Source organism: Streptomyces sp. HP-A2021 (assembly GCF_022807935.1).
GTDB lineage: Bacteria > Actinomycetota > Actinomycetes > Streptomycetales > Streptomycetaceae > Streptomyces > Streptomyces afghaniensis.
The window spans coordinates 1,541,964-1,564,557 of record NZ_CP094344.1 but is presented as its reverse complement, the minus strand read 5'-3'; the positions used below and the strand labels follow the sequence as shown (position 1 = coordinate 1,564,557).

At 69.4% G+C, this 22,594-nt stretch carries 22 protein-coding genes, 1 tRNA gene and 1 riboswitch; of the genes, 18 read left to right on the top strand and 5 right to left on the bottom strand.

Annotated elements, in window-relative coordinates; all coding sequences use genetic code 11:
• Positions 1-226: 226 nt before the first annotated feature.
• Positions 227-388: riboswitch (cyclic di-AMP (ydaO/yuaA leader) on the top strand.
• A gap of 4 nt (positions 389-392) precedes the next feature.
• The 3 genes from MQE23_RS07095 (at position 393) to MQE23_RS07085 (ending at position 3,156) form a co-directional block, all read left to right on the top strand.
• Entirely contained in the window at positions 393-1,307 is a 915-nt protein-coding gene (locus tag MQE23_RS07095) for a LysM peptidoglycan-binding domain-containing M23 family metallopeptidase (protein WP_243378585.1), read from the top strand.
• A 192-nt stretch (positions 1,308-1,499) separates the two neighbouring features.
• Positions 1,500-2,225, top strand: coding sequence for a DUF6250 domain-containing protein (locus tag MQE23_RS07090; RefSeq protein ID WP_020272229.1), 726 nt, complete (start codon positions 1,500-1,502; stop codon positions 2,223-2,225).
• 145 nt (positions 2,226-2,370) lie between these two features.
• Positions 2,371-3,156, top strand: a complete 786-nt coding sequence (locus MQE23_RS07085; RefSeq protein ID WP_243382530.1) for an SGNH/GDSL hydrolase family protein — start codon at positions 2,371-2,373, stop codon at positions 3,154-3,156.
• A 240-nt stretch (positions 3,157-3,396) separates the two neighbouring features.
• Here MQE23_RS07085 and MQE23_RS07080 read toward each other — a convergent pair whose 3' ends face one another.
• Positions 3,397-4,491, bottom strand: coding sequence for a serine hydrolase domain-containing protein (locus MQE23_RS07080; RefSeq protein WP_243378584.1), 1,095 nt, complete (start codon positions 4,489-4,491; stop codon positions 3,397-3,399).
• A gap of 220 nt (positions 4,492-4,711) precedes the next feature.
• On the opposite strand from MQE23_RS07080, the gene MQE23_RS07075 reads away from it, so the two are divergent.
• A complete protein-coding gene (locus MQE23_RS07075; protein WP_020270908.1) occupies positions 4,712-5,455 on the top strand; it encodes a helix-turn-helix domain-containing protein in 744 nt (247 codons plus the stop codon).
• Here MQE23_RS07075 and MQE23_RS07070 read toward each other — a convergent pair.
• Together MQE23_RS07070 and MQE23_RS07065 are read right to left on the bottom strand one after the other, a co-directional pair.
• A complete protein-coding gene (locus MQE23_RS07070) occupies positions 5,429-6,082 on the bottom strand; it encodes a TetR/AcrR family transcriptional regulator (protein WP_243378583.1) in 654 nt (217 codons plus the stop codon). The genes MQE23_RS07075 and MQE23_RS07070 overlap by 27 nt on opposite strands.
• A gap of 85 nt (positions 6,083-6,167) precedes the next feature.
• A complete protein-coding gene (locus MQE23_RS07065; RefSeq protein ID WP_020270910.1) occupies positions 6,168-7,346 on the bottom strand; it encodes a glutamate dehydrogenase in 1,179 nt (392 codons plus the stop codon).
• Between the two features lie 125 nt (positions 7,347-7,471).
• Here MQE23_RS07065 and MQE23_RS07060 point away from each other — a divergent pair, with 125 nt between their 5' ends.
• The 12 genes from MQE23_RS07060 to MQE23_RS07005 all read left to right on the top strand — a co-directional run bounded on the left by MQE23_RS07060 (position 7,472) and on the right by MQE23_RS07005 (position 18,412).
• Positions 7,472-8,737, top strand: coding sequence for an MBL fold metallo-hydrolase (locus MQE23_RS07060; protein WP_243378582.1), 1,266 nt, complete (start codon positions 7,472-7,474; stop codon positions 8,735-8,737).
• 535 nt (positions 8,738-9,272) lie between these two features.
• The gene (locus MQE23_RS07055) at positions 9,273-11,375 is read left to right on the top strand and encodes an ATP-binding protein (protein ID WP_243378581.1); all 2,103 of its coding nucleotides are present in this window, start codon (positions 9,273-9,275) and stop codon (positions 11,373-11,375) included.
• 68 nt (positions 11,376-11,443) lie between these two features.
• The gene (locus tag MQE23_RS07050) at positions 11,444-11,878 is read left to right on the top strand and encodes a roadblock/LC7 domain-containing protein (RefSeq protein ID WP_082319778.1); all 435 of its coding nucleotides are present in this window, start codon (positions 11,444-11,446) and stop codon (positions 11,876-11,878) included.
• Positions 11,879-11,880: 2 nt separating this feature from the next.
• Entirely contained in the window at positions 11,881-12,252 is a 372-nt protein-coding gene (locus MQE23_RS07045) for a DUF742 domain-containing protein (protein ID WP_010044672.1), read from the top strand.
• Positions 12,230-12,859, top strand: a complete 630-nt coding sequence (locus MQE23_RS07040) for an ATP/GTP-binding protein (RefSeq protein ID WP_020270913.1) — start codon at positions 12,230-12,232, stop codon at positions 12,857-12,859. The genes MQE23_RS07045 and MQE23_RS07040 overlap by 23 nt, the downstream gene beginning before the upstream one ends.
• 74 nt (positions 12,860-12,933) lie before the next feature.
• The gene (locus MQE23_RS07035) at positions 12,934-13,506 is read left to right on the top strand and encodes a GAF domain-containing protein (RefSeq protein ID WP_020270914.1); all 573 of its coding nucleotides are present in this window, start codon (positions 12,934-12,936) and stop codon (positions 13,504-13,506) included.
• 185 nt (positions 13,507-13,691) lie between these two features.
• On the top strand, positions 13,692-14,720 hold the full coding sequence (gene tdh, locus MQE23_RS07030; protein WP_020270915.1) for an L-threonine 3-dehydrogenase: 1,029 nt from the start codon (positions 13,692-13,694) through the stop codon (positions 14,718-14,720).
• 34 nt (positions 14,721-14,754) lie between these two features.
• Positions 14,755-15,948 (top strand): glycine C-acetyltransferase, encoded by a 1,194-nt coding sequence (locus MQE23_RS07025; protein ID WP_020270916.1) that lies wholly within the window; start codon positions 14,755-14,757, stop codon positions 15,946-15,948.
• A 31-nt stretch (positions 15,949-15,979) separates the two neighbouring features.
• Positions 15,980-16,882, top strand: a complete 903-nt coding sequence (locus MQE23_RS07020; protein ID WP_020270917.1) for a LysR family transcriptional regulator — start codon at positions 15,980-15,982, stop codon at positions 16,880-16,882.
• Positions 16,883-16,928: 46 nt separating this feature from the next.
• Entirely contained in the window at positions 16,929-17,498 is a 570-nt protein-coding gene (locus MQE23_RS07015; protein WP_243378580.1) for an XRE family transcriptional regulator, read from the top strand.
• On the top strand, positions 17,495-18,022 hold the full coding sequence (locus MQE23_RS07010; protein ID WP_243378579.1) for a GNAT family N-acetyltransferase: 528 nt from the start codon (positions 17,495-17,497) through the stop codon (positions 18,020-18,022). Before MQE23_RS07015 ends, MQE23_RS07010 begins: the two co-directional genes overlap by 4 nt.
• 30 nt (positions 18,023-18,052) lie before the next feature.
• A complete protein-coding gene (locus tag MQE23_RS07005; protein ID WP_020270920.1) occupies positions 18,053-18,412 on the top strand; it encodes an MmcQ/YjbR family DNA-binding protein in 360 nt (119 codons plus the stop codon).
• A 10-nt stretch (positions 18,413-18,422) separates the two neighbouring features.
• Here MQE23_RS07005 and MQE23_RS07000 read toward each other — a convergent pair whose 3' ends face one another.
• Both MQE23_RS07000 and MQE23_RS06995 read right to left on the bottom strand, forming a co-directional pair.
• A complete protein-coding gene (locus tag MQE23_RS07000; protein WP_243378578.1) occupies positions 18,423-19,334 on the bottom strand; it encodes a transketolase C-terminal domain-containing protein in 912 nt (303 codons plus the stop codon).
• Positions 19,335-19,364: 30 nt separating this feature from the next.
• A complete protein-coding gene (locus tag MQE23_RS06995; RefSeq protein WP_243378577.1) occupies positions 19,365-20,066 on the bottom strand; it encodes a transketolase in 702 nt (233 codons plus the stop codon).
• 136 nt (positions 20,067-20,202) lie between these two features.
• Here MQE23_RS06995 and MQE23_RS06990 point away from each other — a divergent pair.
• A tRNA-Pro gene (locus tag MQE23_RS06990) sits at positions 20,203-20,276 on the top strand.
• A gap of 549 nt (positions 20,277-20,825) precedes the next feature.
• Positions 20,826-22,421 (top strand): hypothetical protein, encoded by a 1,596-nt coding sequence (locus MQE23_RS06985; RefSeq protein WP_243378576.1) that lies wholly within the window; start codon positions 20,826-20,828, stop codon positions 22,419-22,421.
• The last annotated feature ends 173 nt before the right edge of the window (positions 22,422-22,594 follow it).

Here is a 22,594-nt window from a genome sequence, read left to right as displayed (position 1 = left end):
ATCGTCATATTCGTGACGATGTGTTGTTGCCATGTGCACGTAATTCTGGCGTCAATCAGGGGTATTGCGGAATGCGGGAGATCGGTAATCCACGCTCCGTGACGGAAAAATTGTCGACGCGTCAAGAAAAACGCCGTCACGGGCAACCGCAAGCTTGTCCCTTTGCGTCCTGGTCGCTTACGTTCCACACCCATCCGGACGGACGCCTAATCCTGCCGCCGCCCGGAGCCCGCACACACTGACCCGACGTACGGCAGGAGCGGGGGACCCACAGGTAAGACGCCTGTTCCGGTTCCCGGAACGGCTTGGGGTTAAGCCACGCTTCGGCGTGGCCGGGCATCTCCAGTCCGAACCCGACAGCTCACCTCGCAGGCGACGGAGAGGAATTCGCCATGCCCGCGAAGGGTAAGCACCGCCGCCCGAAGTCCCAGCGTTTCACCCGCTCCATCGCCGTCGCCGGAACCGGCGGGGCCGCTCTCGCCCTTCCGCTCATGGGGGCCGCCGGCGCCCACGCCGCCACCCCGCAGTCGGCTCCGGAAAAGGCCGTCCAGTCCGCTCCGGCCGCCGAGAAGAAGGCCGCCGAAAAGGCCACGGGCGCCCGCTCGTACACCGTGCGGGCCGGTGACTATCTCGCGAAGATCGCCGACGAGCAGAACGTCGACGGCGGCTGGAAGAAGCTCTACTCGGACAACCGTGACGCCGTCGGCGACGACCCGTCGCTGATCCACCCGGGCCTGAAGCTGTCGATCGGCAAGAAGGCGGCGAGCGCCCCGAAGGCCTCTGCCCCGTCCGCGCCGAAGGCCTCGGCCCCGAAGCCGTCCGCCGCCGAGTCGGCCCCGAAGGCGGAGACCGCCGCCAAGCCGGCCGCCGCCAAGCCCGCCGCCGAGAGCAACTCCAGTGGTTTCACCCTCCCCGTGGCCGGTGCCACCGTCGGCACCCCGTACCACATGTCCGGCAGCATGTGGTCCAGCGGTTACCACACCGGTGTCGACTTCGTCGTTCCGACCGGTACCTCGCTCAAGGCCGTCGGCGCGGGCACGGTCGTCTCCGCCGGCTGGGGCGGCGCCTACGGCAACCAGGTCGTCATCAAGCTCGCCGACGGCTACTACGCCCAGTACGCCCACCTGTCCCAGCTCTCCGTCTCGGCCGGCCAGACCGTGACGGCCGGGCAGCAGGTCGGACTGTCGGGCGCCACCGGCAACGTGACCGGACCGCACCTGCACTTCGAGATCCGCACCACGCCTGACTACGGCTCGGACGTGGACCCGGTCGCCTTCCTGCGCTCGCACGGCGTCTCCGTCGGCTGACCGACCGCACACCCACCTGCCTGACACGCGACCGAAGGCCGGACCCCGATCCCCGGGTCCGGCCTTCGGTGTGTGCCGGCGCCGACAGGCCCAAGGGATCGACAGCGGGCGGCAGTTGGGACAGAGTGATCCCGACCGGAGTGCAAGCGCTTTCTGGAGCTTTCCAGACGGATCCCCGAGGAGCTGTGTCCCGTGCCGACCACCCGCAGAGCGCTGGGAGCCCTGGCCGCCGGAGCCGCCCTGGCGGCGCTCGCCCCGACGGCGACGGCGGCGAGCGTGAACGCCGCGTCGCGTCAGCGCCGCCTCATCGCCCGCGACGACTTCTGCCACGGCCTCGGCCAGTGGGCGACCGAGCTCCAGGACGGCGGGACGGTCACCGCCTCTCGTGGCGTCCTTGAGATCGACGTACCGAGCGGCGCGACCGTCTGGTTCAGGCGGCGGCTAGAAGGCCCGTACGTGCTCGAGTACACCGCCACGCCCGTGTCCGAGGGCGGGGTCAACGACCGGGTCTCGGACCTCAACAACTTCTGGAACGCGACCGACGTCCGCTCCCCGGGCGATCTCTTCGCCACACCGCGTGCCGGGGCCCTGGCGGAGTACGACCACCTGACGACGTACTACGCCGGTTTCGGTGCCAACTACAACACCACGACCCGGCTGCGGCGGTATGTCGGTGAGCCCGGAGTCCGGCCCCTGATCTACGACTACACCGAACCGCTGCTGGTGCCGGGTGAGCCGAACAGGGTGCGGGTCGTCTCCGACGGTTCGACGGTGCGGTGGTGGAACAACGGGAGGCTCGTGTTCGACTACAGCGACCCCGAGCCGTACACAAGTGGGCACTTCGGCTTCCGGACCGTGTGGAGTCACTTCCGGATCACGGGGTTCCGGGTGTGGCGACTGACCCCGCAACATCGCTGACGGGTGACCTATTCCGGAGTTGGCTAACACTTTAGGAGTGGCTTATCTCACCGCCCGTCAACCCTTTCCTACGGTCGCGTAAGTCACATTCGAAGGTGAATCATGTGCGGCTGTGGCAGACGATTCGAAGAGTGACAGCAGAGCAGTGATCGGGTCGTACGTGGCGGTGGGGGACAGCTTCACCGAGGGCGTCGGTGATCCCGGCCCCGACGGGGCGTTCGTCGGCTGGGCCGACCGGTTCGCCGTCCTGCTCGCCGACCGCCGGCCCGAAGGCGACTTCCAGTACACGAACCTCGCCGTGCGTGGGAAGCTCCTCGACCAGATCGTGGCGGACCAGGTTCCGCGGGCTGTCGAAATGGCCCCGGACCTCGTCTCGTTCTGCGCCGGGGGCAACGACATCCTCCGGCCGGGTACCGACCCGGACGAGGTGGCCGAGCGCTTCGAGCGGGCCCTCGTGCGGCTCACCGCCGTGGCCGGCACGGTGATGGTGACGACTGGGTTCGACACCCGGGGGATGCCCGTGCTCAAGCACCTGCGGGGCAAGATCGCGACGTACAACGGGCATGTCCGGGCCATCGCCGACCGGTACGACTGCCCGGTGCTCGACCTGTGGTCCCTGCGCAGTGTCCAGGACCGCAGGGCCTGGGACGCCGACCGGCTGCACCTGTCGCCCGAGGGGCACACGCGGGTGGCGCTCCGCGCGGGGCAGGTGCTCGGGCTGGAGGTTCCGGCGGACCCCGAGCAGCCGTGGCCGCCGCTGCCGGCGCGGGGGCCGCTCGAGGTTCGGCGGGACGATGTGCACTGGGCGCGGGAGTTTCTGGTGCCGTGGATCGGGCGGCGGCTGCGCGGGGAGTCGTCGGGGGATCATGTGACGGCGAAGGGGGCGCTGTCGCCGGAGGACATCAGGATGCGGATCGCTTCGGTGGCGTGAGGGCATCGGGTGCGGTGACTGCGCCCTGCGTGGGGGTGCGCGTAGCGCATACGCGGTGGTGGTGGGTCGGGGCCGCGCCGGGGGGTGTCCGTCCTCGGGACGGCGCGATGGGGTTGCGTACCGACTGACTCCCCGTTGACGCGCCAACCGCTGCGGGCGGACACCCCCCGACACGTCCCCTCCCGTGCGTGCGCGAGTGCGGGCGCGTCTCGGCTGCTCCTCGGCCCACTGCGTTCTGGCTCAGTCCGTCGACGCGGCCTGCTCGGTCCGACTGCCGCCGAACACCTCCTTGACGAGCCTCTGTGTCGCCTTCTGGAACGGCTCGGCCAGGGACATCGCTGCGTCGTCCACGTAGTTCAGCGCGGCGGTCAGGGTCTTGCTGCCGTCGGGCGTGCTGTACATCAGCGCCGCGTGGCCGGTGATGCCGCCGTTGTGGGTGATGATCGTGCCGCCGTCGTCCGTGTTCTGGACGAACACCCCCAGGCCGTAACCCGCCTTGGGATGCGGCGTGCACATCTCGGCCAGCAGCGGGGCCGGCAGGAGCTTGCCGCCCAGGAGCGCGGAGATGAACGTGTGCAGGTCCTGGGTGGTCGAGATCATGTCACCGCCGCCGGAGATCCAGGAGGGGTTCTGGCGGGTGACGTCCACCGTCTTCTGCCGGCCGTCCTCCTCGTACCGGTAGTAGGCGTGGGCATGCGGCGCGGGGACCTCCTGCTGGGTGTACGGCGCCACGGTGCCCGACAGTCCGAGCGGCCCCAGGATCCGCCGCTGCACCTCATCGGCCAGCGGGCAGCCGGCGACCTTCTCGATCAACAGCTTGGCCAGCACGTAGTTGGTGTTGGAGTAACTCCAGTCCGTCCCCGGCTCGAAACGCGCAGGCTTGGACAACGCCAGCCGTACCAGCTCTTCCGGCCGGTAGGTCTTGAACCGGTTGTCCACCCACTCCTTGCCCGAGACGGGGATGCCCGGTGCGAACGTCCCGTCGTCGTAGAACTCGCCGGTGAAGTTGAACACCCCGCTGGTGTGCTGGAGCACCATCCGGACCGTGATGCGCCGGTCCAGCCCGAACTCGGGCAGGTAGTCGTCCGCCGGTGTGTCCAGCCCGATCCTGCCCTCGGCCACGAGTTGCAGCACCAAGGTCGCGATGAAGGTCTTGGTGTTGCTGCCGATCCGGCAGTGTCCGTCGACCGGCGGCTCGGCGCTCTCGCCCAGCTCGCGTACGCCGGCGCTGCCGGCCCACTCGCCTCGCTCGTCGTGCACGCGCAACTGCACCCCGGTGAAGCCGGAATCGACGATCTCCTGAATGGCCTTCTGCAACTCCGGGCGGTCCGTCATCGTGCTCTCCTTCGGCTCGTTGTTTCGACAGATGGAAAGCTACGTTGCGTTCTCGACTTCGGCAATATCGTCGTTGCGTGCGAATGCTGTCGACGCAGGTAAAAGCTTGGAAATCGTTGCAATGGAACTGGAAGCAATGCAACGGGCAAGCGGCGATCGTTGCAATGGGTGGAGAATTAACGCTATGCTGCCGGCATCAAGGAGCACGAAGGAGTTCGCTATGCCGGGAGGCAGGCTCACCCAGCAGGAACGTCAGCAGATCGCGCAGGGGCTGGGTGACGGCCTCGCCTACGCGGAGATCGCCAGGCGTCTTGGTCGTCCGACCTCGACGATCACGCGTGAGGTGATGCGCAACGGCGGCCCGACCGCCTACCGTGCCGACCTGGCCCACCGCGCCACCGAGCGCCGGACCCATCGGCGCAGGCAGGCCGCTCCCCGGGGGGCACAGGCGCCTGCGCCGGCCCACGGACGTGACGTCGAGGCCGTGCGCGAGTACGAGGAGATGTTCACGACCCTCCTCATGCAGCAGGGCCTGCCCAAGATGATGTCCCGCGTGCTGACCTGCCTCTACACCACCGACGCGGGCAGCCTCACCGCGTCCGAACTCGTCCGGCACCTTCAGGTCAGCCCGGCGTCCGTGTCGAAAGCGGTCGCGTTCCTGGAGAGTCAGGGCCTCATCCGCCGGGAGCGCGGCGAGGGCCGCCGCGAGCGCTACGCCGTCGACGACGACGTCTTCTATCAGTCGATGATCGCCAGCGCCCGGTCCAGCGCCCAACTGGCCGCGGCCGCACGGCAGGGCGTCGGCGTCCTCGGTCCCGACACCCCGGCCGCCACCCGCCTGGAGAACATCGCCCGCTTCGTCGACTTCGTCGCGGAGAGCCTCATCCGTGCCGCGGAGCAGGCCCGCGAGGTCCTCCACAGCAAACCCGGAACGAGCTCAGGCGGCACCGTCGGTCGCGGATAGGCGGCCGTTTGGGGTGGGGCGGGTCAAGGCCGTCGGCTCCAGGCCAAGTTCGCGGGCCAGTGCTTCCTCGGCCCACTCCTGGGCCCGTGCCCGCGGCACCGCGCCCGGGTAGGACGTCAGCTGGACGGCGAGGCCGTCGAGGAGGGCGGTGAGGCGCAGGGCCGTGCCGTGGGGGTCGGGGCAGTGGAATTCGCCGGCCGCCATGCCCTCCGTGATGACCTCGGCGAGGGCCGCCTTCCACTGCCTGTCGAGGTCCTGGGTGACCTCCCGCAGCGCGGGCTCGCGCAGCGCCGCCGCCCAGCCCTCGATCCACAGCCGCCAGCCCTTGGCCTGGCCGGTCGGGGCGTACCACCGTACGGCCGACCGCAGTCGGCGCAGTGCCGACGTACGGCGGCCGAGCAGTCTGCGCAGATGGGCGAGGTCGGCCTCGGCCGCGTGCCGGAACGCGGCGGCGACCAGCTTCTCCTTGGTCGAGAAGTGGTAGAGCACCAGCGCGTTGCTCACACCGAGCGCCGAGGCCACGTCGGCGATCCTGACCGCCGCCACACCCCGGGCCTCGATCTGCTCGACGGCGGCCCGCAGCAGCTCCCCGCGCCGCTCCGCCACGCTCAACCGGACTCTCGCCACGCCGTCACCCTACACAGGCCCCTGCACCCTCTTGACCGGTGTATTCGGCCGGTCCGGAAAGGGCCCGGGGCTGTCCGGACGTCCGTCAGCGGTACCAGCCGAACCGTTCCGCTATGACCGGCAGCCGGTCCGCCACGAGCGCGTGGGCGGCGGCCCGCGGTGTCGTGCCGTCGGCCCGTGCGCGGGTCAGCATCCGCTCGACCAGGGAGCGCATCGAGCGGCGCGTGTGCGCGAACGCCTCCTCGGCGTCGGCGCCGATGTCCCCGAACAGCGTCCACCACCACCAGGCGTTCGTCCCGGAGTTGACCACGACGTCCGGCAGCACGGTCACCCCGCGCGTGGCGAGCAGCAGCTCCGCCTCCGGTCGTACGGGCATGTTGGCCGCCTCGACGACCCAGCGGGCGGTGATCCGCTCCTGGTTCCCGGCGTCGATCGCGTACGAGACGGCCGCCGGCACCAGCACGTCCGTGTCGGCCGACAGCCAGGCGTCGCCCGGCAGTTCGCGGTCGCCGGGGCGCAGCGCGGAGCGGTCCACGGTGCCGTGGGCATCCCGCGCGGCGAGCAGCGCCTCGACGTCCAGCCCCGCCGGGTTGGCGATCGTGCCCTTGATGTCGGCGACGGCGACGACCGTGAGTCCCGCGCGCGTGAGAAAGCGCGCGGTGGCCCCGCCCATGGTGCCCAGCCCCTGGAGTGCGACCCGTGTCCCCGCGTGGGGCACCCCAGCGCCATCCAGCGCCGTGAGGGCCGCCTCGGCGACACCGCAGCCGCCGACCAGCTCGTCCAGGCCGATGCCGTCCACCTCGACCGCGAACGCGGCACTCAGCCGCCGCCGGGCCTCGGCCTCGTCGTCCAGCAACGGGTACACGGCCTGGATGGAGGAGACCAGGCCCGCCTCGGCCGCGGCCCGGTCCACCAGGTCCTGGGTGAGCCCGAGGTCCTCGCCGGTCGTCCAGAAGCTCTCGATGTGCGGCCGCATGGCGCGCAGGTACCGCACCAGCAGCGGGTAGGCCTCCGGGTCGTGCGGGTCGCAGTCGATGCCGCCCTTGGCGCCGCCCAGCGGGACGTAGCGGCTCGCGGGGTCGTAGTGGAGGGCCTCCTTCATGGTCATGCCGCGGGCCAGGCCGGTGACCTCGTCCAGGGTGCAGCCCGCGCGCATCCGCAGACCGCCGCTGGCGACACCGCGCACCAGCCGGTCGACGACCAGGAAGCCCTGGCGCCCGGTGATGTGGTCGGTCCAGGTGAGGGACAGCAGGGGGCCGGCCATGCGGGCTCCTTCGCCGTGATAACTGAATGTGCGTTCAGTATCACCGTCGTGGGACCCCTGGGCCCCGGTGTTGTCGGAGGGGCCGACCATAATGGAAAGCCTGACCGACTCCACCTGGAGGTACCGTGGCCGGTTTCCGTTCCCTGAGCTCCGGGCTCCGCGCGCTCCGGCCCGGGGCGTTCGGCGCGGACCCGAGCGGTGAGCGCATGGCGCGCATCCGCAGATCGCCCCACTTCAAGGATGGGGTCTTCCAGAACCCCGGAGGTCCCGCGCGGACCCGGCCCTCGGGCTCCACCCTCGACTTCGCCAAGGTCTTCTTCGACAAGGAGAGCCGGCCCCGCCGTGCCCCGAAGGGCACCGTGCCGGTGCACGCCACCACCCTCGCCGACATCGCCCGGCCCCCGGCCACCGGGCTGCGGCTGACCTGGATGGGGCACTCCAGCGTGCTCGCCGAGATCGACGGCCGGCGCGTGCTGTTCGACCCGGTGTGGGGCGAGCGCTGCTCCCCGTTCCCGTTCGCCGGGCCGAAGCGGCTGCACCCGGTGCCCCTGCCGCTGGCCGCGCTCGGCCCGGTCGACGTCGTGGTCATCTCGCACGACCACTACGACCATCTGGACATGCCCACCATCAAGGCCCTGGCCGGCACGGACACGCTGTTCGCCGTGCCGCTCGGCGTCGGGGCGCACCTGGAGCACTGGGGCGTGTCCGCCGGCCGGCTGCACGAACTGGACTGGCACGAGTCGACGAAGATCGGCGGCCTCACCCTGACGGCCACTCCGGCCCGGCACTTCTGCGGCCGAGGGCTGCGCAACACCCAGCACACCCTGTGGGCCTCCTGGGTCGTCGCCGGCGAGGAGCACCGGATCTACCACAGCGGAGACACCGGCTACTTCGACGGCTTCAAGGAGATCGGCGCCGAGCACGGGCCGTTCGACGCCACGATGATCCAGATCGGCGCGTACTCCGACTTCTGGCCCGACATCCACATGACCCCCGACGAGGGCATGCGCGCCCACCTCGACCTCCAGGGCGGACCGGAGCACGGCCCGATGCTGCCGATCCACTGGGGCACGTTCAACCTGGCGACACATCCGTGGGCGGATCCCGGCGAGGGGACGGTCGCGGCCGCCCGTGCCGTGGGCGCCCGTGTCGCCCTGCCCCACCCCGGTGAGCCCTTCGAGCCCACGGCCGAGAACGTCCCGTCCGAGCCGTGGTGGCGTGGGGTGGCGCTCGCCCCGGCGGGTGGCTTCCCGGCCGGCGAAGCCTTCGCCGACGCCGCGATCAAGACCACGTCGGGCGCGGCAGCCGTGGCCCAGGCCGATACGCTGAGTGACGGTGGCGGCAAGGCGGACAAGGGTACGGAGGACCCCGAAACGCTCCCGGCGGGCTGAGCCGGAGCGAGCGGAGGGTCGACGGCGAGGGCCGGGGAGCGAGAGGCTCCCCGGCCCTCGCCATATCTGTGTGACCGCTTCTGACCAGGTCGGATCGGACTGTTGTCGTTCACGTCCGGAGATGTCAGGGGGTTATCGGTCTGTCGTGCGAGACCTCATACCAGAGCGGGACGCTTTCCGTATGAGTTTGTCAACTGCCCACCGCACATGATGCGCTGACGACTACTGTCAGTGTCCGTCGGGAAACAGGCGGACAGGGAGTGGGGACCGGCACGTGCAGGCGCATGGCGGACGAGGGAGTCGACGCGAGGGGGATTCCCGCTGCCCGCGCACGACCGACACCGGGACGGGGGCCGCCGTGGTGGCCTCCTCCGGTTCCGGGCAGCACCCGGACTCCGGACGCGGCGGTGCCGGGCGGGCGCCGGCCGAGGCCGGGCGGGCGGCTCGGGGCGCGCGCAAGCGGCCGCGTGAGCCCGGTCGTGCCACCGCAAGCCCCCCTGGCATCCAGGACCGACGGACCAGTACGAGGACACCGATGTCTCACCTCCGCGCCCCGGCCGCACGCGCAGACCGCCGTGAGGGCGGGCGGCACGGGCGGCCGGCCGCCCGCACCGCACCCGCGCTGCCCGAGACCCACATACGGCCCCAACTGCTGCGTATCGCCGTGCTGCCGCCCATCGCCGTCGCCCTCAGCGGCTGTGCCGCCGTCCTCTTCACCGTCCGGTCCACCGGCGCGCGGCCGGGGCTGATGCTGTGGGCCGTGCTCGCCGGGGCGGTCTCGGTGACCCTCGTCGGCATCGTCGTCGCCGCGGTGGCCGCCAACCGGGTCGCCCGGTCCGTGCACGACCGCATCGGCGTCCTGCGCCGCACCACCACGCGGCGCGAGGCCGACCTGCGCGCCCTGGTCGAGACGCTGCGCCGCGGCGACGGACCGCCGCAGCCCGGCCCGCAGAGCAGTCCACGCGGCGGCCCCGCCGAGGGCGCCGACGACTTCGAACTCCTCGCCGCCGACCTCACCCGTGCGCACGACGGCGCCGTCACCGCCGTCGTCCAGGCCTCCCAGCTCTCCAGCCAGGCGGGCAGCGAACAGAAGCTCGAGGTGTTCGTCAATCTCGCCCGGCGCCTGCAGTCGCTCGTGCACCGCGAGATCTCCATCCTCGACGAGCTCGAGAACGAGATGGAGGACCCCGACCTGCTCAAGGGGCTCTTCCACGTCGACCACCTCGCCACCCGCATCCGCCGCCACGCCGAGAACCTCGCCGTGCTCGGCGGGGCCGTCTCGCGCCGCCAGTGGAGCAACCCGGTCTCCATGACCGAGGTGCTGCGCTCGGCCATCGCCGAGGTCGAGCAGTACTCGCGGGTCAAGCTCGTGCCGCCGATCGACGGCACCCTGCGCGGACACGCCGTGGCCGACGTCATCCACCTGCTGGCCGAACTCGTCGAGAACGCCACGGTGTTCTCCGCCCCGCACACCCAGGTGCTGCTGCGCGCCAACCTCGTCACCTCCGGGCTCGCCGTCGAGGTCGAGGACCGTGGACTGGGCATGCCCCTGGAGGAGCAGACGCGGATGAACGCCCTGCTCGCCGACCCGGACCAGGTGAACGTCGCCCGGCTCCTCGCGGACGGCCGCATCGGGTTGTTCGTCGTCTCGCAGCTGGCCCGGCGGCACGGCATCACCGTCCGCCTCCAGAGCAACATCTACGGCGGAGTGCAGGCGGTGCTCGTCGTGCCGCAGGCGCTGCTGGGGGCGGAGGCGGGCGCGCCCGGGGGCACCGGCCAGCTCGGACAGCCTGTGGTCGGGGCTGGAGATTCAGCCGGGAGCGGGCCCGAGTCCGGAGCCGGAGCGGCGTCCAGGAGGGGGTCGTCCCCAGCCGTGGAGGCTGCGTCAGGGACCTCGGTCGTGTACCGGTTCCCCTCCGGGTCGGGTACCGCGTCCGAAGCGTTGCCGTCGGTCCCGCAGACCGCGGGCGCCGCGTCCAGGGCGCATCAGCAGGAGGCCGAACGGTCCTCGGGCGGAAGCGCGCAGAGTGGCCGGCCCGCGCCGCTGCCCGTGCGCGGGGCCCATCGGGAGCGGCCCAACCCGGCCGAGGCGAGGCCCGGCATCAGCCCCGACGACCGGCGCATCCTCGCGGAGAACGTGACCGCCCCGCCCACCCCGCGCAACGGCACGGTGCGCGGCACCATGGGCAAGCCCCAACTGCCCCGCCGCCGTGCCCAGGAACACATCGCACCCCAGCTGCGCGACGGTCCCACGCCGCGCCAGGACTCCGAGTTCCTCGTCGGCCACGATCCCGGTCTGATGGCGGCCTTCCAGCGTGGCATCAGCCTTGCCGAGGCCCAACAGCACATGGAGGCCGGGAACATGGAGTGGGGCGACACGGAGCCGACGCACACGGAGTCGGCACGCATGGAGTCGGCACACGTGACGCCGCTCCACAGGGAGCCCACACACAGGGAACCCACACACGGGGAGCCCACACGCCGGGACCCGATTCCCATGGAGCCGGTGCACACCGAGTCCCTCTCCACCGTGGACGCGGCCCGCATATCCGAGGCGCGCGGCGCACGGGACGGTGCGACCGCGTCCCGCCCCGACCACACCACCACCCGGCACGACGGGAGCGCACCCGCCGGATGACCACGCCCGTTTCCACCCCCACCCCCAGCGCTCCCGCAGACCTTCGTACCTCAAGGAGTCGATCCACCATGGCGAGCGATGCGCCGACCGCCCATGTATCCGATCTCGACTGGCTGATGAGCGGCCTCGTGCAGCGCGTACCGCACACGAGCGCCGCGGTGCTCCTGTCCTGCGACGGGCTCGTGAAGTCCGTGCACGGCCTCGACCCGGACAGCGCCGACCACATGGCCGCCCTGGCCTCCGGCCTGTACTCCCTCGGCCGCAGCGCCGGCGTCCGCTTCGGCGACGGCGGCGACGTCCGGCAGGTCGTGGTCGAACTCGACTCGAGCCTGCTGTTCGTCACCACCGCCGGCTCCGGCACCTGCCTGGCCGTGCTCGCCGGCCGCGAGGCCGACGCGGCCGTCCTCGGCTACGAGATGGCGATGCTGGTCAAGAGCGTCCGCCCGTACCTGGTCACCGCTCCCCGCCAGCAGTCCGTCGAATCCCCGGCGATGAGGCCTTGAGCGTGGCGGCGGCCGGTGACGGGCCTTGGCTCGACGACGCGGCCGGGCGGCTGGTGCGCCCGTTCACGGTCAGCAACGGCCGCACCCGTCCCACCGTCGCGCTCGACCTGATGTCGCAGGTGATGGCCACCGGGGCGACCCCCCTCGGCTACCTCGGCCCCGAGCACGCGCAGGCACTCGAGCGGTGCAGTGTGCCCGTCGCGGTCGCGGAGGTCGCCGCCCATCTGAAGCTGCCGGTGGCCGTCACCAAGGTGCTGCTGGCGGACCTCGTCGACTGCGGGGCGCTGACCACCAAGCCCCCCGCGTTCCACCACAACCCGACGGACCGGGCCCTTCTGGAGGCAGTGCTCGATGGACTACGACGACAGCTCTGACTACGCCGACGCTTCCGGCCACGGCGGCGATCCCTTCCCCACCGCCCTCAAGATCCTGGTGGCGGGCGGGTTCGGCGTGGGCAAGACGACCTTCGTCGGTGCGGTCAGCGAGATCGCGCCGCTCAGCACGGAGGAGCTGCTCACCACCGTCAGTGCCGCGACCGACAACCTCGACGGCATCGAGAACAAGGTCGAGACGACCGTGGCCATGGACTTCGGCCGCATCACGCTCGACCCGAAACACGTGCTGTACCTGTTCGGCACCCCCGGACAGGAGCGGTTCTGGTTCATGTGGGACGAGTTGTGCGAGGGCGCGCTCGGGGCGGTCATCCTCGCCGACACCCGCCGGCTCGAGGAGTGTTTCGCGGCCGTCGACTTCTTCGAACAGCGCGGCCTCGGCTTCATCGTCGCCGTGAACGAGTTCGACGGCGCCTACCGCTACGACCCGGAGGAGGTGCGCGCGGCCCTCGATCTCTCCGAGGAGATCCCCGTCGTGTGCTGCGACGCCAGGATCTCCAGCTCCGGGGTCCAGACCCTGCTGACCCTCGTGCGTCACCTCATCGCCCATGCGCCCGCCACCACCACGGGGTATGGCGCCCACATGTGAACGCCACATGTGATCCCCCAACACCCCCCAGGGAGCCCGTATATGACACATGCCCACAGTCCGGGAGGACGCCCATGAGCTACGACCCGCCGCGCCCGGCCGGTCGTCTGCTGCTCACACCCGAGGACAAGGAGGCCCCCGCCCGAGCCGGCCGACTGCGCCTGCTGGGTCTGGGGGAGCGCCCCGAACCCGCACTCGACGCCTTCGCGCACGGCCTCGCCGAGCTCACCGGGGCGCCGTACGCCATGGTCAACTTCCCGGACGAGCGGGGCCAGTTCTACGCGGGCCTGTACGTTCCGGCCGTCGCGCCGGTGGTGCGCAGCGACGGCTCCAGCCCCCGGGTGGGCCGTACGCTGCCCCGCGACCATGGCTTCTGCCCCCATGTGGTGGCGCGACGCAAGGCCCTGGTCCTGGAGGACGTCCACGACTATCCGCGGTTCGCGGGCAATCCGGTGGTCGACGAGTTCGGTATCCGCTCCTATCTGGGAGCACCGCTCATCGACGGTACGGGCCTGGTGCTGGGCACGGTCAGCGTCGCCGACGTCGGGCCCCGGCCGTGGGGGAAGCCGGGCCTGACGGCCATCAAGGAACACGCCGCGCAGCTCGTCGTACAGCTGGAGGGCTGGGACGGCAGGCTGCCCTACTGACACGCCCCGGGTTTCCACGGCGCACCCGGGCGGGCGTGAAGGAAAGCTGAGGCGCCGCTTAAGAAAACCTCGATGGACCGGTGCGGCCGCCGTACGGCAGATTGCTGTGCGATTCCACTCCTCTCCCGGCCCAGGGGCACCTTCGGCGTGCCCGGACCCGGGACTCACCCCCTGGAGCCGTAGCGGTGAAGGCGCTGGTCAAACAGAAGGCGGAGCCCGGGCTGTGGCTCGCGGACGTCCCGGAGCCGGCTGTCGGGCCCGGCGACGTACTGATCAAGGTGCTGCGCACCGGTATCTGCGGCACCGACCTGCACATCAGGGCCTGGGACGGCTGGGCGCAGCAGGCGATCCGCACCCCGCTCGTGGTCGGGCACGAGTTCGTCGGCGAGGTCGTCGAGACCGGGCGGGACGTCACCGACATCGCCGTCGGCGACCGGGTGAGCGGCGAGGGCCACCTGGTGTGCGGCAAGTGCCGCAACTGCCAGGCCGGCCGCCGCCACCTGTGCCGGGCCACCATAGGGCTGGGTGTGGGCCGGGACGGGGCCTTCGCCGAGTACGTCGTCCTGCCCGCTGCCAACGTCTGGGTGCACCGGGTGCCCGTCGACCTCGACGTGGCCGCGATCTTCGACCCGTTCGGCAACGCCGTGCACACCGCGCTGTCGTTCCCGCTCGTCGGCGAGGACGTCCTGATCACCGGCGCGGGCCCGATCGGGCTGATGGCCGCCGCCGTGGCCCGGCACGCCGGAGCCCGCAACGTCATGATCACCGACGTCAGCGAGGAGCGGCTGGAACTGGCCCGCAAGGTCGGGGTCAGCCTCGCGCTCAATGTCGCGGGCGCGACCATCGCCGACGGGCAGCGCACGCTCGGCCTGCGTGAGGGCTTCGACATCGGCCTGGAGATGTCCGGACGCCCCGAGGCCATGCGGGACATGATCGCCAACATGACGCACGGCGGCCGGATCGCGATGCTCGGCCTGCCCGCGCAGGAGTTCCCCGTCGACTGGGCCCGGATCGTCACCTCGATGATCACCGTCAAGGGCATCTACGGCCGCGAGATGTTCGAGACCTGGTACGCGATGTCCGTGCTGCTGGAAGGCGGCCTCGATCTCGCGCCCGTGATCACCGGCCGGTACGGCTTCCGCGACTTCGAGGCGGCGTTCGCCGACGCGGCGAGCGGCCGCGGCGGCAAGGTCATCCTCGACTGGACCGCGTAACTCCCCCTCACCGCCAAGCACTTCAGGAGCCTTCATGTTCGACTCCGTGCGCGACGACCTGCGCGCCACCCTCGACGAGATCCGCGCCGCCGGCCTGCACAAGCCCGAGCGCGTGATCGGCAGCCCGCAGTCCGCCACCGTGAACGTCACCGCCGGTGGCCGCCCCGGCGAGGTCCTCAACTTCTGCGCCAACAACTACCTCGGCCTCGCCGACCACCCCGAGGTCGTCGCCGCCGCGCACGAGGCCCTGGACCGCTGGGGCTACGGCATGGCGTCCGTCCGCTTCATCTGCGGCACCCAGGAGGTGCACAAGGAGCTGGAGGCGCGGCTGTCGACGTTCCTCGGCCAGGAGGACACGATCCTGTACTCCTCCTGCTTCGACGCCAACGGCGGCGTGTTCGAGACGCTGCTCGGTCCTCAGGACGCGGTCATCTCCGACGCGCTCAACCACGCGTCGATCATCGACGGCATCCGGCTGTCCAAGGCCCGCCGCCTGCGGTACGCCAACCGTGATCTGGCCGAGCTGGAGGCCCGCCTGAAGGAGGCCTCCGACGCGCGCCGCCGCCTGATCGTCACCGACGGCGTCTTCTCCATGGACGGCTACGTGGCCCCTCTGCGCGAGATCTGCGACCTCGCCGACCGCTACGACGCGATGGTCATGGTCGACGACTCGCACGCCGTCGGCTTCGTCGGCCCCGGCGGCCGCGGCACGCCCGAGCTGCACGGCGTCATGGACCGCGTCGACATCATCACCGGCACCCTCGGCAAGGCCCTCGGCGGCGCCTCCGGCGGCTATGTCGCCGCCCGCGCCGAGATCGTCGCCCTGCTGCGCCAGCGCTCCCGGCCGTACCTCTTCTCCAACACCCTCGCCCCGGTGATCGCGGCGGCCTCCCTGAAGGTGCTCGACCTGCTGGAGTCGGCGGACGACCTGCGCGTCCGGCTCGCCGAGAACACGGCCCTCTTCCGCGGCCGCATGACCGAGGAGGGCTTCGACGTGCTCCCCGGTGACCACGCCATCGCCCCGGTGATGATCGGCGACGCGGCGGTCGCCGGGCGCATGGCGGAGCTGCTGCTGGAGCGCGGCGTGTACGTGATCGGCTTCTCGTACCCGGTCGTGCCGCAGGGCCAGGCCCGGATCCGCGTCCAGTTGTCGGCCGCGCACTCGACGCAGGACGTCAACCGCGCGGTCGACGCCTTCGTGGCGGCACGGGCGGAGCTGGCCGGCTGAAAAACACCGGCGACCTGAGAGAATCGATCGCATGATCGAAGCGCGGCGGCTCCACATCCTCCGTGCGGTGGCCGACCACCGCACGGTGACGGCGGCTGCCGCCGCGCTGTATCTGACCCCCTCGGCCGTGTCCCAGCAGCTCGCCGCGCTGGAGCAGGAGACCGGGCACCGGCTCGTCGAGCGCGGCGCCAAGGGCGTACGCCTCACCCCTGCCGGCGAGATCCTGCTCAGCCACACCAACGCGGTCCTCGCCCAGCTGGAGCGGGCCGAGGCGGAGCTCGCCGCCTACAGCTCGGGCGCGGCCGGCACCGTCACGGTCGCCTCCTTCGCCACCGGCATTGCGCTGGTCGTCGCGCCGGCGGTGGCCCGCCTCGCCGAGTCGGCGCCCGGGATCCGCATCCGCGTCCAGGACGCCGAGGGCGACGCCAGCCTGCCGATGGTCCTGGACCGGCAGGTCGATGTCGCCGTCGCCGTCGAGTACCGGGGCGCCCCCGCGGCCGACGACCCACGGCTGACCCATGTGCCGCTGTACGCCGAGCCGTTCGACGCGGTCGTGCCGGTCACCCACCGTCTGGCCGACGCGGCGGAGGTCCCGCTCGCCGAACTGGCCAAGGACGCGTGGATCGGCCCGTACCCCGGCAACCCCTGCCATGACGTGGTGGTCCTGGCCTGCGAGAACGCCGGCTTCCAGCCGCGCATGGAGCACTCCTCGGACGACTTCCGCGCGGTCGTCGCCCTCGCCTCCGCCGACGCGGGCGTCGCCCTCGTGCCGCGCTCGGCGCTGCGCGGCATGGACCTCGCCGGAGTGGTCGTCCGCCCCGTCGACGGCACGGCCCCCACCCGACGGGTCTTCGCCGCCGTACGCCGGGGAGCCGAGGAACATCCCCTGATCCGCCCGGTGCTGGACGCGCTCGGCGCGGCGGCCCAGGTGTGAGGACTCGTTAACGCCCTCGTCTCATATCCGGGATAGCGTCCCGGATATGAGAGACGACCTGGACCCGGTCGACACCCGGCTGGGCGCCCGTCTGGCCGAACTGCGGACCGAACACGGCTATTCCCTGGGCGAGTTGGCCGAGCGCAGTGGAGTGAGCCGCTCCACCCTGTCCCGGGCCGAGCGGGCGGAGATCAGTCCCACGGCCTCCCTCCTGAACCGCCTGTGTGCCGTCTACGGGCGGACCATGTCCCAACTGCTCAGCGAGGTCGAGGCGGAGCCGGCACCCGTGCTGCGGGCCGCCGACCAGCCCGTCTGGCAGGACCAGGCCTCCGGCTTCGTACGGCGGTCCGTGTCGCCGCCGCACTCCGCCCTGCGCGGCGAGCTCGTCGAGGGACGCCTCTCGCCCGGCGCCGACATCGCCTACGACCGTCCGCCCGTAACCGGCCTGGAACAGCACATCTGGATCCTGGAAGGAGCCCTCGACGTGACCGCGCAGGACACCGAGCACCACCTCGGCACCGGCGACTGCCTGCGCATGCGCGTGTGGGGCCCGACCCGGTTCCGGTGCGCCGCTCCCGAGGGCGTCCGGTACCTGCTGGCGGTGGTGCGGCCGTGATCCGTCTGGACGAGGCTCAACTGCTCCGGCACGCCGGGGCATTGGCGGATCTGCTGACCGACACCGTGAACGGCGGTGCCTCGGTCGGCTTCCTCGCTCCGCTCGACCGTGCGGAGGCGCTCGCCTGGTGGGAGGAGCGGGCGGGCGACGTGGCAGCGGGACGGCTCGCCGTGTGGGCGGCGTACGACGGGGACCGGGTGCTGGGCACCGTGAGCCTGGCCTTCCCCGCCAAGCCGAACAGCCGTCACCGTGCCGAACTCGTCAAGCTCATGGTGCACCGGGACACCCGGGGCCGAGGTCTCGGGCGCAGGCTCCTGGCCACGGCGGAGGGCGCCGCCGCCGAGGCCGGTGTCACCCTCCTGCACCTGGACACCGAGACCGGCAGCCCCGCCGAGCACCTGTACCGCTCCGCAGGCTGGACCGCGATCGGCGCGATCCCCGATTACGCGGCGAGCCCCGACGGGGAGCTGAGGCCGACGACGATCCACTACAAGCACGTACCGGCGACCGCTCTCACCAGGTGATTGTCAGTGGCAGCCGATACGGTGCCTGCCATGCCGGATGCCGAAGACGTACGACGTATCGCTCTGTCCCTGCCGGACACGACGGAGAAGATCGCCTGGAGCATGCCCACGTTCCGGGTCGCGGGAAAGATGTTCGCCACGCTGCCGGAGGACGAGACGTCCATCGCCGTGCGCTGCCCCAAGGAGGAGCGGGACGAACTGGTGCTCGCCGAGCCGGAGAAGTTCTGGATCGCCGACCACGAGGCGCAGTTCGCCTGGGTGCGGGCCCGGCTCGACGCGCTGGAGGACGAGGGCGAACTGCGGGACATCCTGGCCGACTCCTGGCGTCAGGCCGCCCCGACCCGGCTCCTGGAGGCACACCCCCGGCTGGGCCTGGCGGCGGGGGAGTGACCTCCGGGTCTCACGCCGGAGCCGTCGCCCCGACGAACCCCCCGATGCGCTCCCGCAGCGACCGGGCGTCGAGGCCGTGGGCGGCGACATGCTCCGCCACCTGCCCGTACCGCCGCAGTTCGCGACGGCCCACGCCCAGCCCCAGTACCCGGTGCGGCACCTCGGACAGCGCGTCGTTCGCGGCGGCCGTCGAGGTGCCCGCCAGGTAGGGCTCGACGAGGACGACGTCCGTCCCGGCCGCCCGGGTGGCCCGGCGCAGGGCGGCCCCGTCGAAGGGGCGGACGGTGGTCGCGTACAGGACCGTGACGTCGAGGCCCTCGGTGGCGGCGAGCACCGTGTCGAGCATCGGCCCGACGGCGACCACGACACCGGAGCGCCCCTCGCGGACCGTGCGGAAATGCTCCCCGTCGACCGGCAGCGCCCGCCCGTTGGACTGGACGGACAGCCGCACGTAGACCTTGTCGTCGCCCGCGGCGACCGCGTGCCGCAGCAGCGTCTCGGCCTCGTCCGGGTGGCCCGGCACATGGACGCTCCAGCCGTCCAGGGTGTCGAGCAGTGCCACGTCGCCCGGCGCCATGTGGGTGTAGCCGCCCGCCGGCCAGTCGAAGGAGGCGGCGGCGCTCACCAGCACCGCGCCCAGGTCCTGGTGCCCGAGATCCAGCTTGACCTGCTCGAAGGGCCGCTCGACGAGGAAGCTGCCGAAGGTGTGCACGACGGGCCGCAGCCCGGTCAGCGCCAGCCCCGCGGCCGCCCCGACCAGGAGCTGCTCGCGGATACCCACGTTGACGACCCGGTCGGGGTGGCGCCGGGCGGCCTCGGTGAAGCCGTCCCTGCCGATCTCGGCGAGGACGACGGCGACCCGGGGATCCTCGTCGAGCAGCCGGGAGACGACAGGGGCGAAACGGTCACGCATGGTGTCCATGGAGTTCTGGTTCCTTTCCGGCGGGGGAGGTCAGGCGGACTTGGGCTCGACGCGGGCCACGACCACGTGCGGGCGGCCCGGGTGCGGCGCGGTGAAGGCGGCGTACAGCGCCTCGTGGTCACGGCCGTCGACGGTCAGCGCGGACCAGCCCGCCGCCTGGAAGCGGGTGGCGATCCCGCCGGGCCGCGCGTACGACGCGGAGGAGTTGTCGACGACGACGGTGTGCAGCCGGTCGAGCCCGGCGGGCCCGGCGAAGGCGATCGCCTCGTGGTTGCTGCCCTCGTCCAGCTCGGCGTCCCCGATCAGCGCCCACACCCGCGGCTCGTCGAGCCCCTGGGCGCGCAGCCCCAGTGCCGTGCCGACGGCGATCGGCAGCCCGTGCCCGAGCGATCCGCTGCCGATCTCGGCCCCCGGCACGAGCGTGCGGTCGGGATGGTGACCGAGGGGGGAGTCGTACGAGCCGAAGCCGGGCAGCCACTCCACCGGGATGAAGCCCTTGGCGGCCAGCACGGCGTAGTACGCCATCGGCCCGTGCCCCTTCGACAGCAGGAACCGGTCCCGCTCCGGGTCGGCCATCCCCTCAGGGCTCACCCGCAGCACCCGGTCGTACAGCACCCACAGCACGTCCAGCGTGGACGTCGCGGCCGGGCCGTGCTTCTCGTCGCCGGTCATCAGGCCCATGAGCCCCGGCAGATCGGCGTAGCTGTATGTCATGTCCGTCGCGTTCGTCATGCGCACGAGCGTGCAACCTCAACCAATGTTGAGGTCAAGCGGCGGGTGCCCGGAAACGGATGCGCGATCACCGGCGCGAGTGCGGTATTGTTTCCCTGCGCGTTCGGCTGGGGGAATCCCCAGGTCAGATGGGCAACGGGACGTGGCGCAGCTTGGTAGCGCACTTGACTGGGGGTCAAGGGGTCGCAGGTTCAAATCCTGTCGTCCCGACTTGGAGTCCGCTCCGTAGTCGCAGGTCAGGGCCTTGGATCACATCATGTGAGCCGAGGCCCTTGATCGTTTCTGGGCTTGCCGTCTCACACTTTCTCACGCTGGGGGTAGCTTTTACTCTTCGTAACCAGTTTTGCACCCAGCGGCAGCATTCCGGTAACGTCTGCGACTGAGTGGGCCACGCTTAAAGCGTGGTTGCCCCTTCTGGTTCACGCACTCTCACAGCGTGAACGGGCAGTCCAAGCCGCAGTGACATGACAAGGAAGGCGACAGGAGACATGGCCGTCAGTCGGCAACGGCTGAGCGGACAGGTAACGCCTGTGGCCTAACCGTTCCAGCCTCGATCGCAATGATCACTCCGCGGCGATCGACGAATCTTTTGAATAATCCTGGAAAGTTTTCCTTCTTTGCCCACGGATGGGATTGTATGATATTCAGCCAAAAAAGGCAATGGGTCAAAAGAGTGAAATTACCCTCACGTCGATTAAAGATACTTGATGTGTGGGAAGTATGAAAAGGCCCACAAATGCGCCCTGTAAGGTTCTCTCAATGGATCTGCGAAACAATGAAACACTGTTTACCCTCATGGAAAACCGGTTCAGTTGGCGAGTGCGATGCGTAGAGCGCATTAATTATGCGAGTACTCTCTGGATCGAACGAACTCGTGTCCTGCATGCTAACCCGCTTACGGACAATTGCGACCCTGATATAGGAAATGCCCTAGATCCAGCGACGCTGCCAAGCCGACGCCGTAAGGGTGTCTGGGTAAGATTGCCGCTAGCGGCCTTCCCAAAGAAGCCGCTATTGGATCTCAATATTGAAGTAGCCGGCAAAACAGTTTACAGGATTCCGCGAAGCATTAGTGACCGCCTGTCGGCGGATTATCTCCTCCAGCGGCGAATCAAAGACGTCGTCGAAAAAGTCAAGTTTAATCAGTGTGGCGACCATGAAACGCTGGAAAGACTTATCGCAGACAGAGATATTGGGGATTTCTTGCTTGCGATGTGCCAGTTTCAAACTGGTAAACCTGCACAGGTACGGGACAATTGGTTTCCTGCCTACATTAGGAACTCTACAGTCCAAATGCATTGGACCAGAGTCCTCAACAGTAAGTTGAGAGTACCAACCCAATTTTTTGACTGCACGCAAGAAAATGACGCAGCGCGTAACCCGCTTTTGGCTCTCCCTTGGCTCGACACCATGCCCGCCTCTGGGAAGAACACCATGCCCGCCTCTGAGAAGAAGAGATCAGATACACCCCGGCGGATCGTGGACATGGAAAATATCCTTAACAAACTAGTATCGCTTATCAGCGAATTGCAGCACTTTCAGAGTATTCCACACCATCCCGAGGTGAACCGAGCGGCTCAACAAGCCTTCAGCCTCTATCTGTTTCTGGGGCGCTTTTGGATCGCCCTGGTGGACTGTAAAATTAACCTGAATGAGCCTTTTCTTGCGACTATTACGGAGATGCGAACTATCGACGATATCAAAATGCCAGACAATAGCCCTGAAGGGTTATGGAAAAAGATTACCTCAACCGTCCTCATGAAGAGTGAGGACCTTGGCCCAGTCGTCTCTTTCAAAGACGCGAGGTCTAACGAGGTCAGCATTCGAATTGCTGACCCTAACGTTGAGATGCAGAAAAAGCATGAAGTTTTCGTAGAAGTGGTTAACGACAAAGGAGAAGATCTATCCAGACACCTCGAGGAAATCGAGCAAAGAGAGCTGATCTTTATTTATTCTGCTTCTGAAAGGCGAGGGCGAGTAGCGCACATCAAGTTCTTCCTGCATCCCACAGCGTCGATCCGCATTATTAACTGGGTTGTGCTAGGTATCGTTCTGTTCACTACATTCGCCATCGTCGTGGGGTGGAGGTTCTTTGTCCATCAGCTAACAGCTGCACATGTAGCTCTTCTGCTTACACCATCAACCTTTGCGACATCGCTTTTGCTCGTACGAGACGCCTCGGCATTGAGTCGCGAGCTAACAAAACGGATCAGGTACCTAACAGCCGGGCTGCTTTCCTTCCTGTGGGTGCTCACCATCATTTACTATGTACTCAATCAAATCCATGTTCCTCCTGTCCATGCGCCTGCGGACGACGCGACACCTAACGTTGTTCAAACCACCCAGCAGCCATGATGTCTCGCATAACGTCCTGCATTTGAAGGGGGCGCAATCTAGCGTTAGTGCCATCTATGAGTTCATTAAGAATAGCTTCTCTCTCTCGATCAGCCATAAAGGTGGCCATCCACGGTGGCCTCCAAAGGCGAGGTGTTGCTAGGCGTTCTAGATTTCTAATACGCTCAATGAAC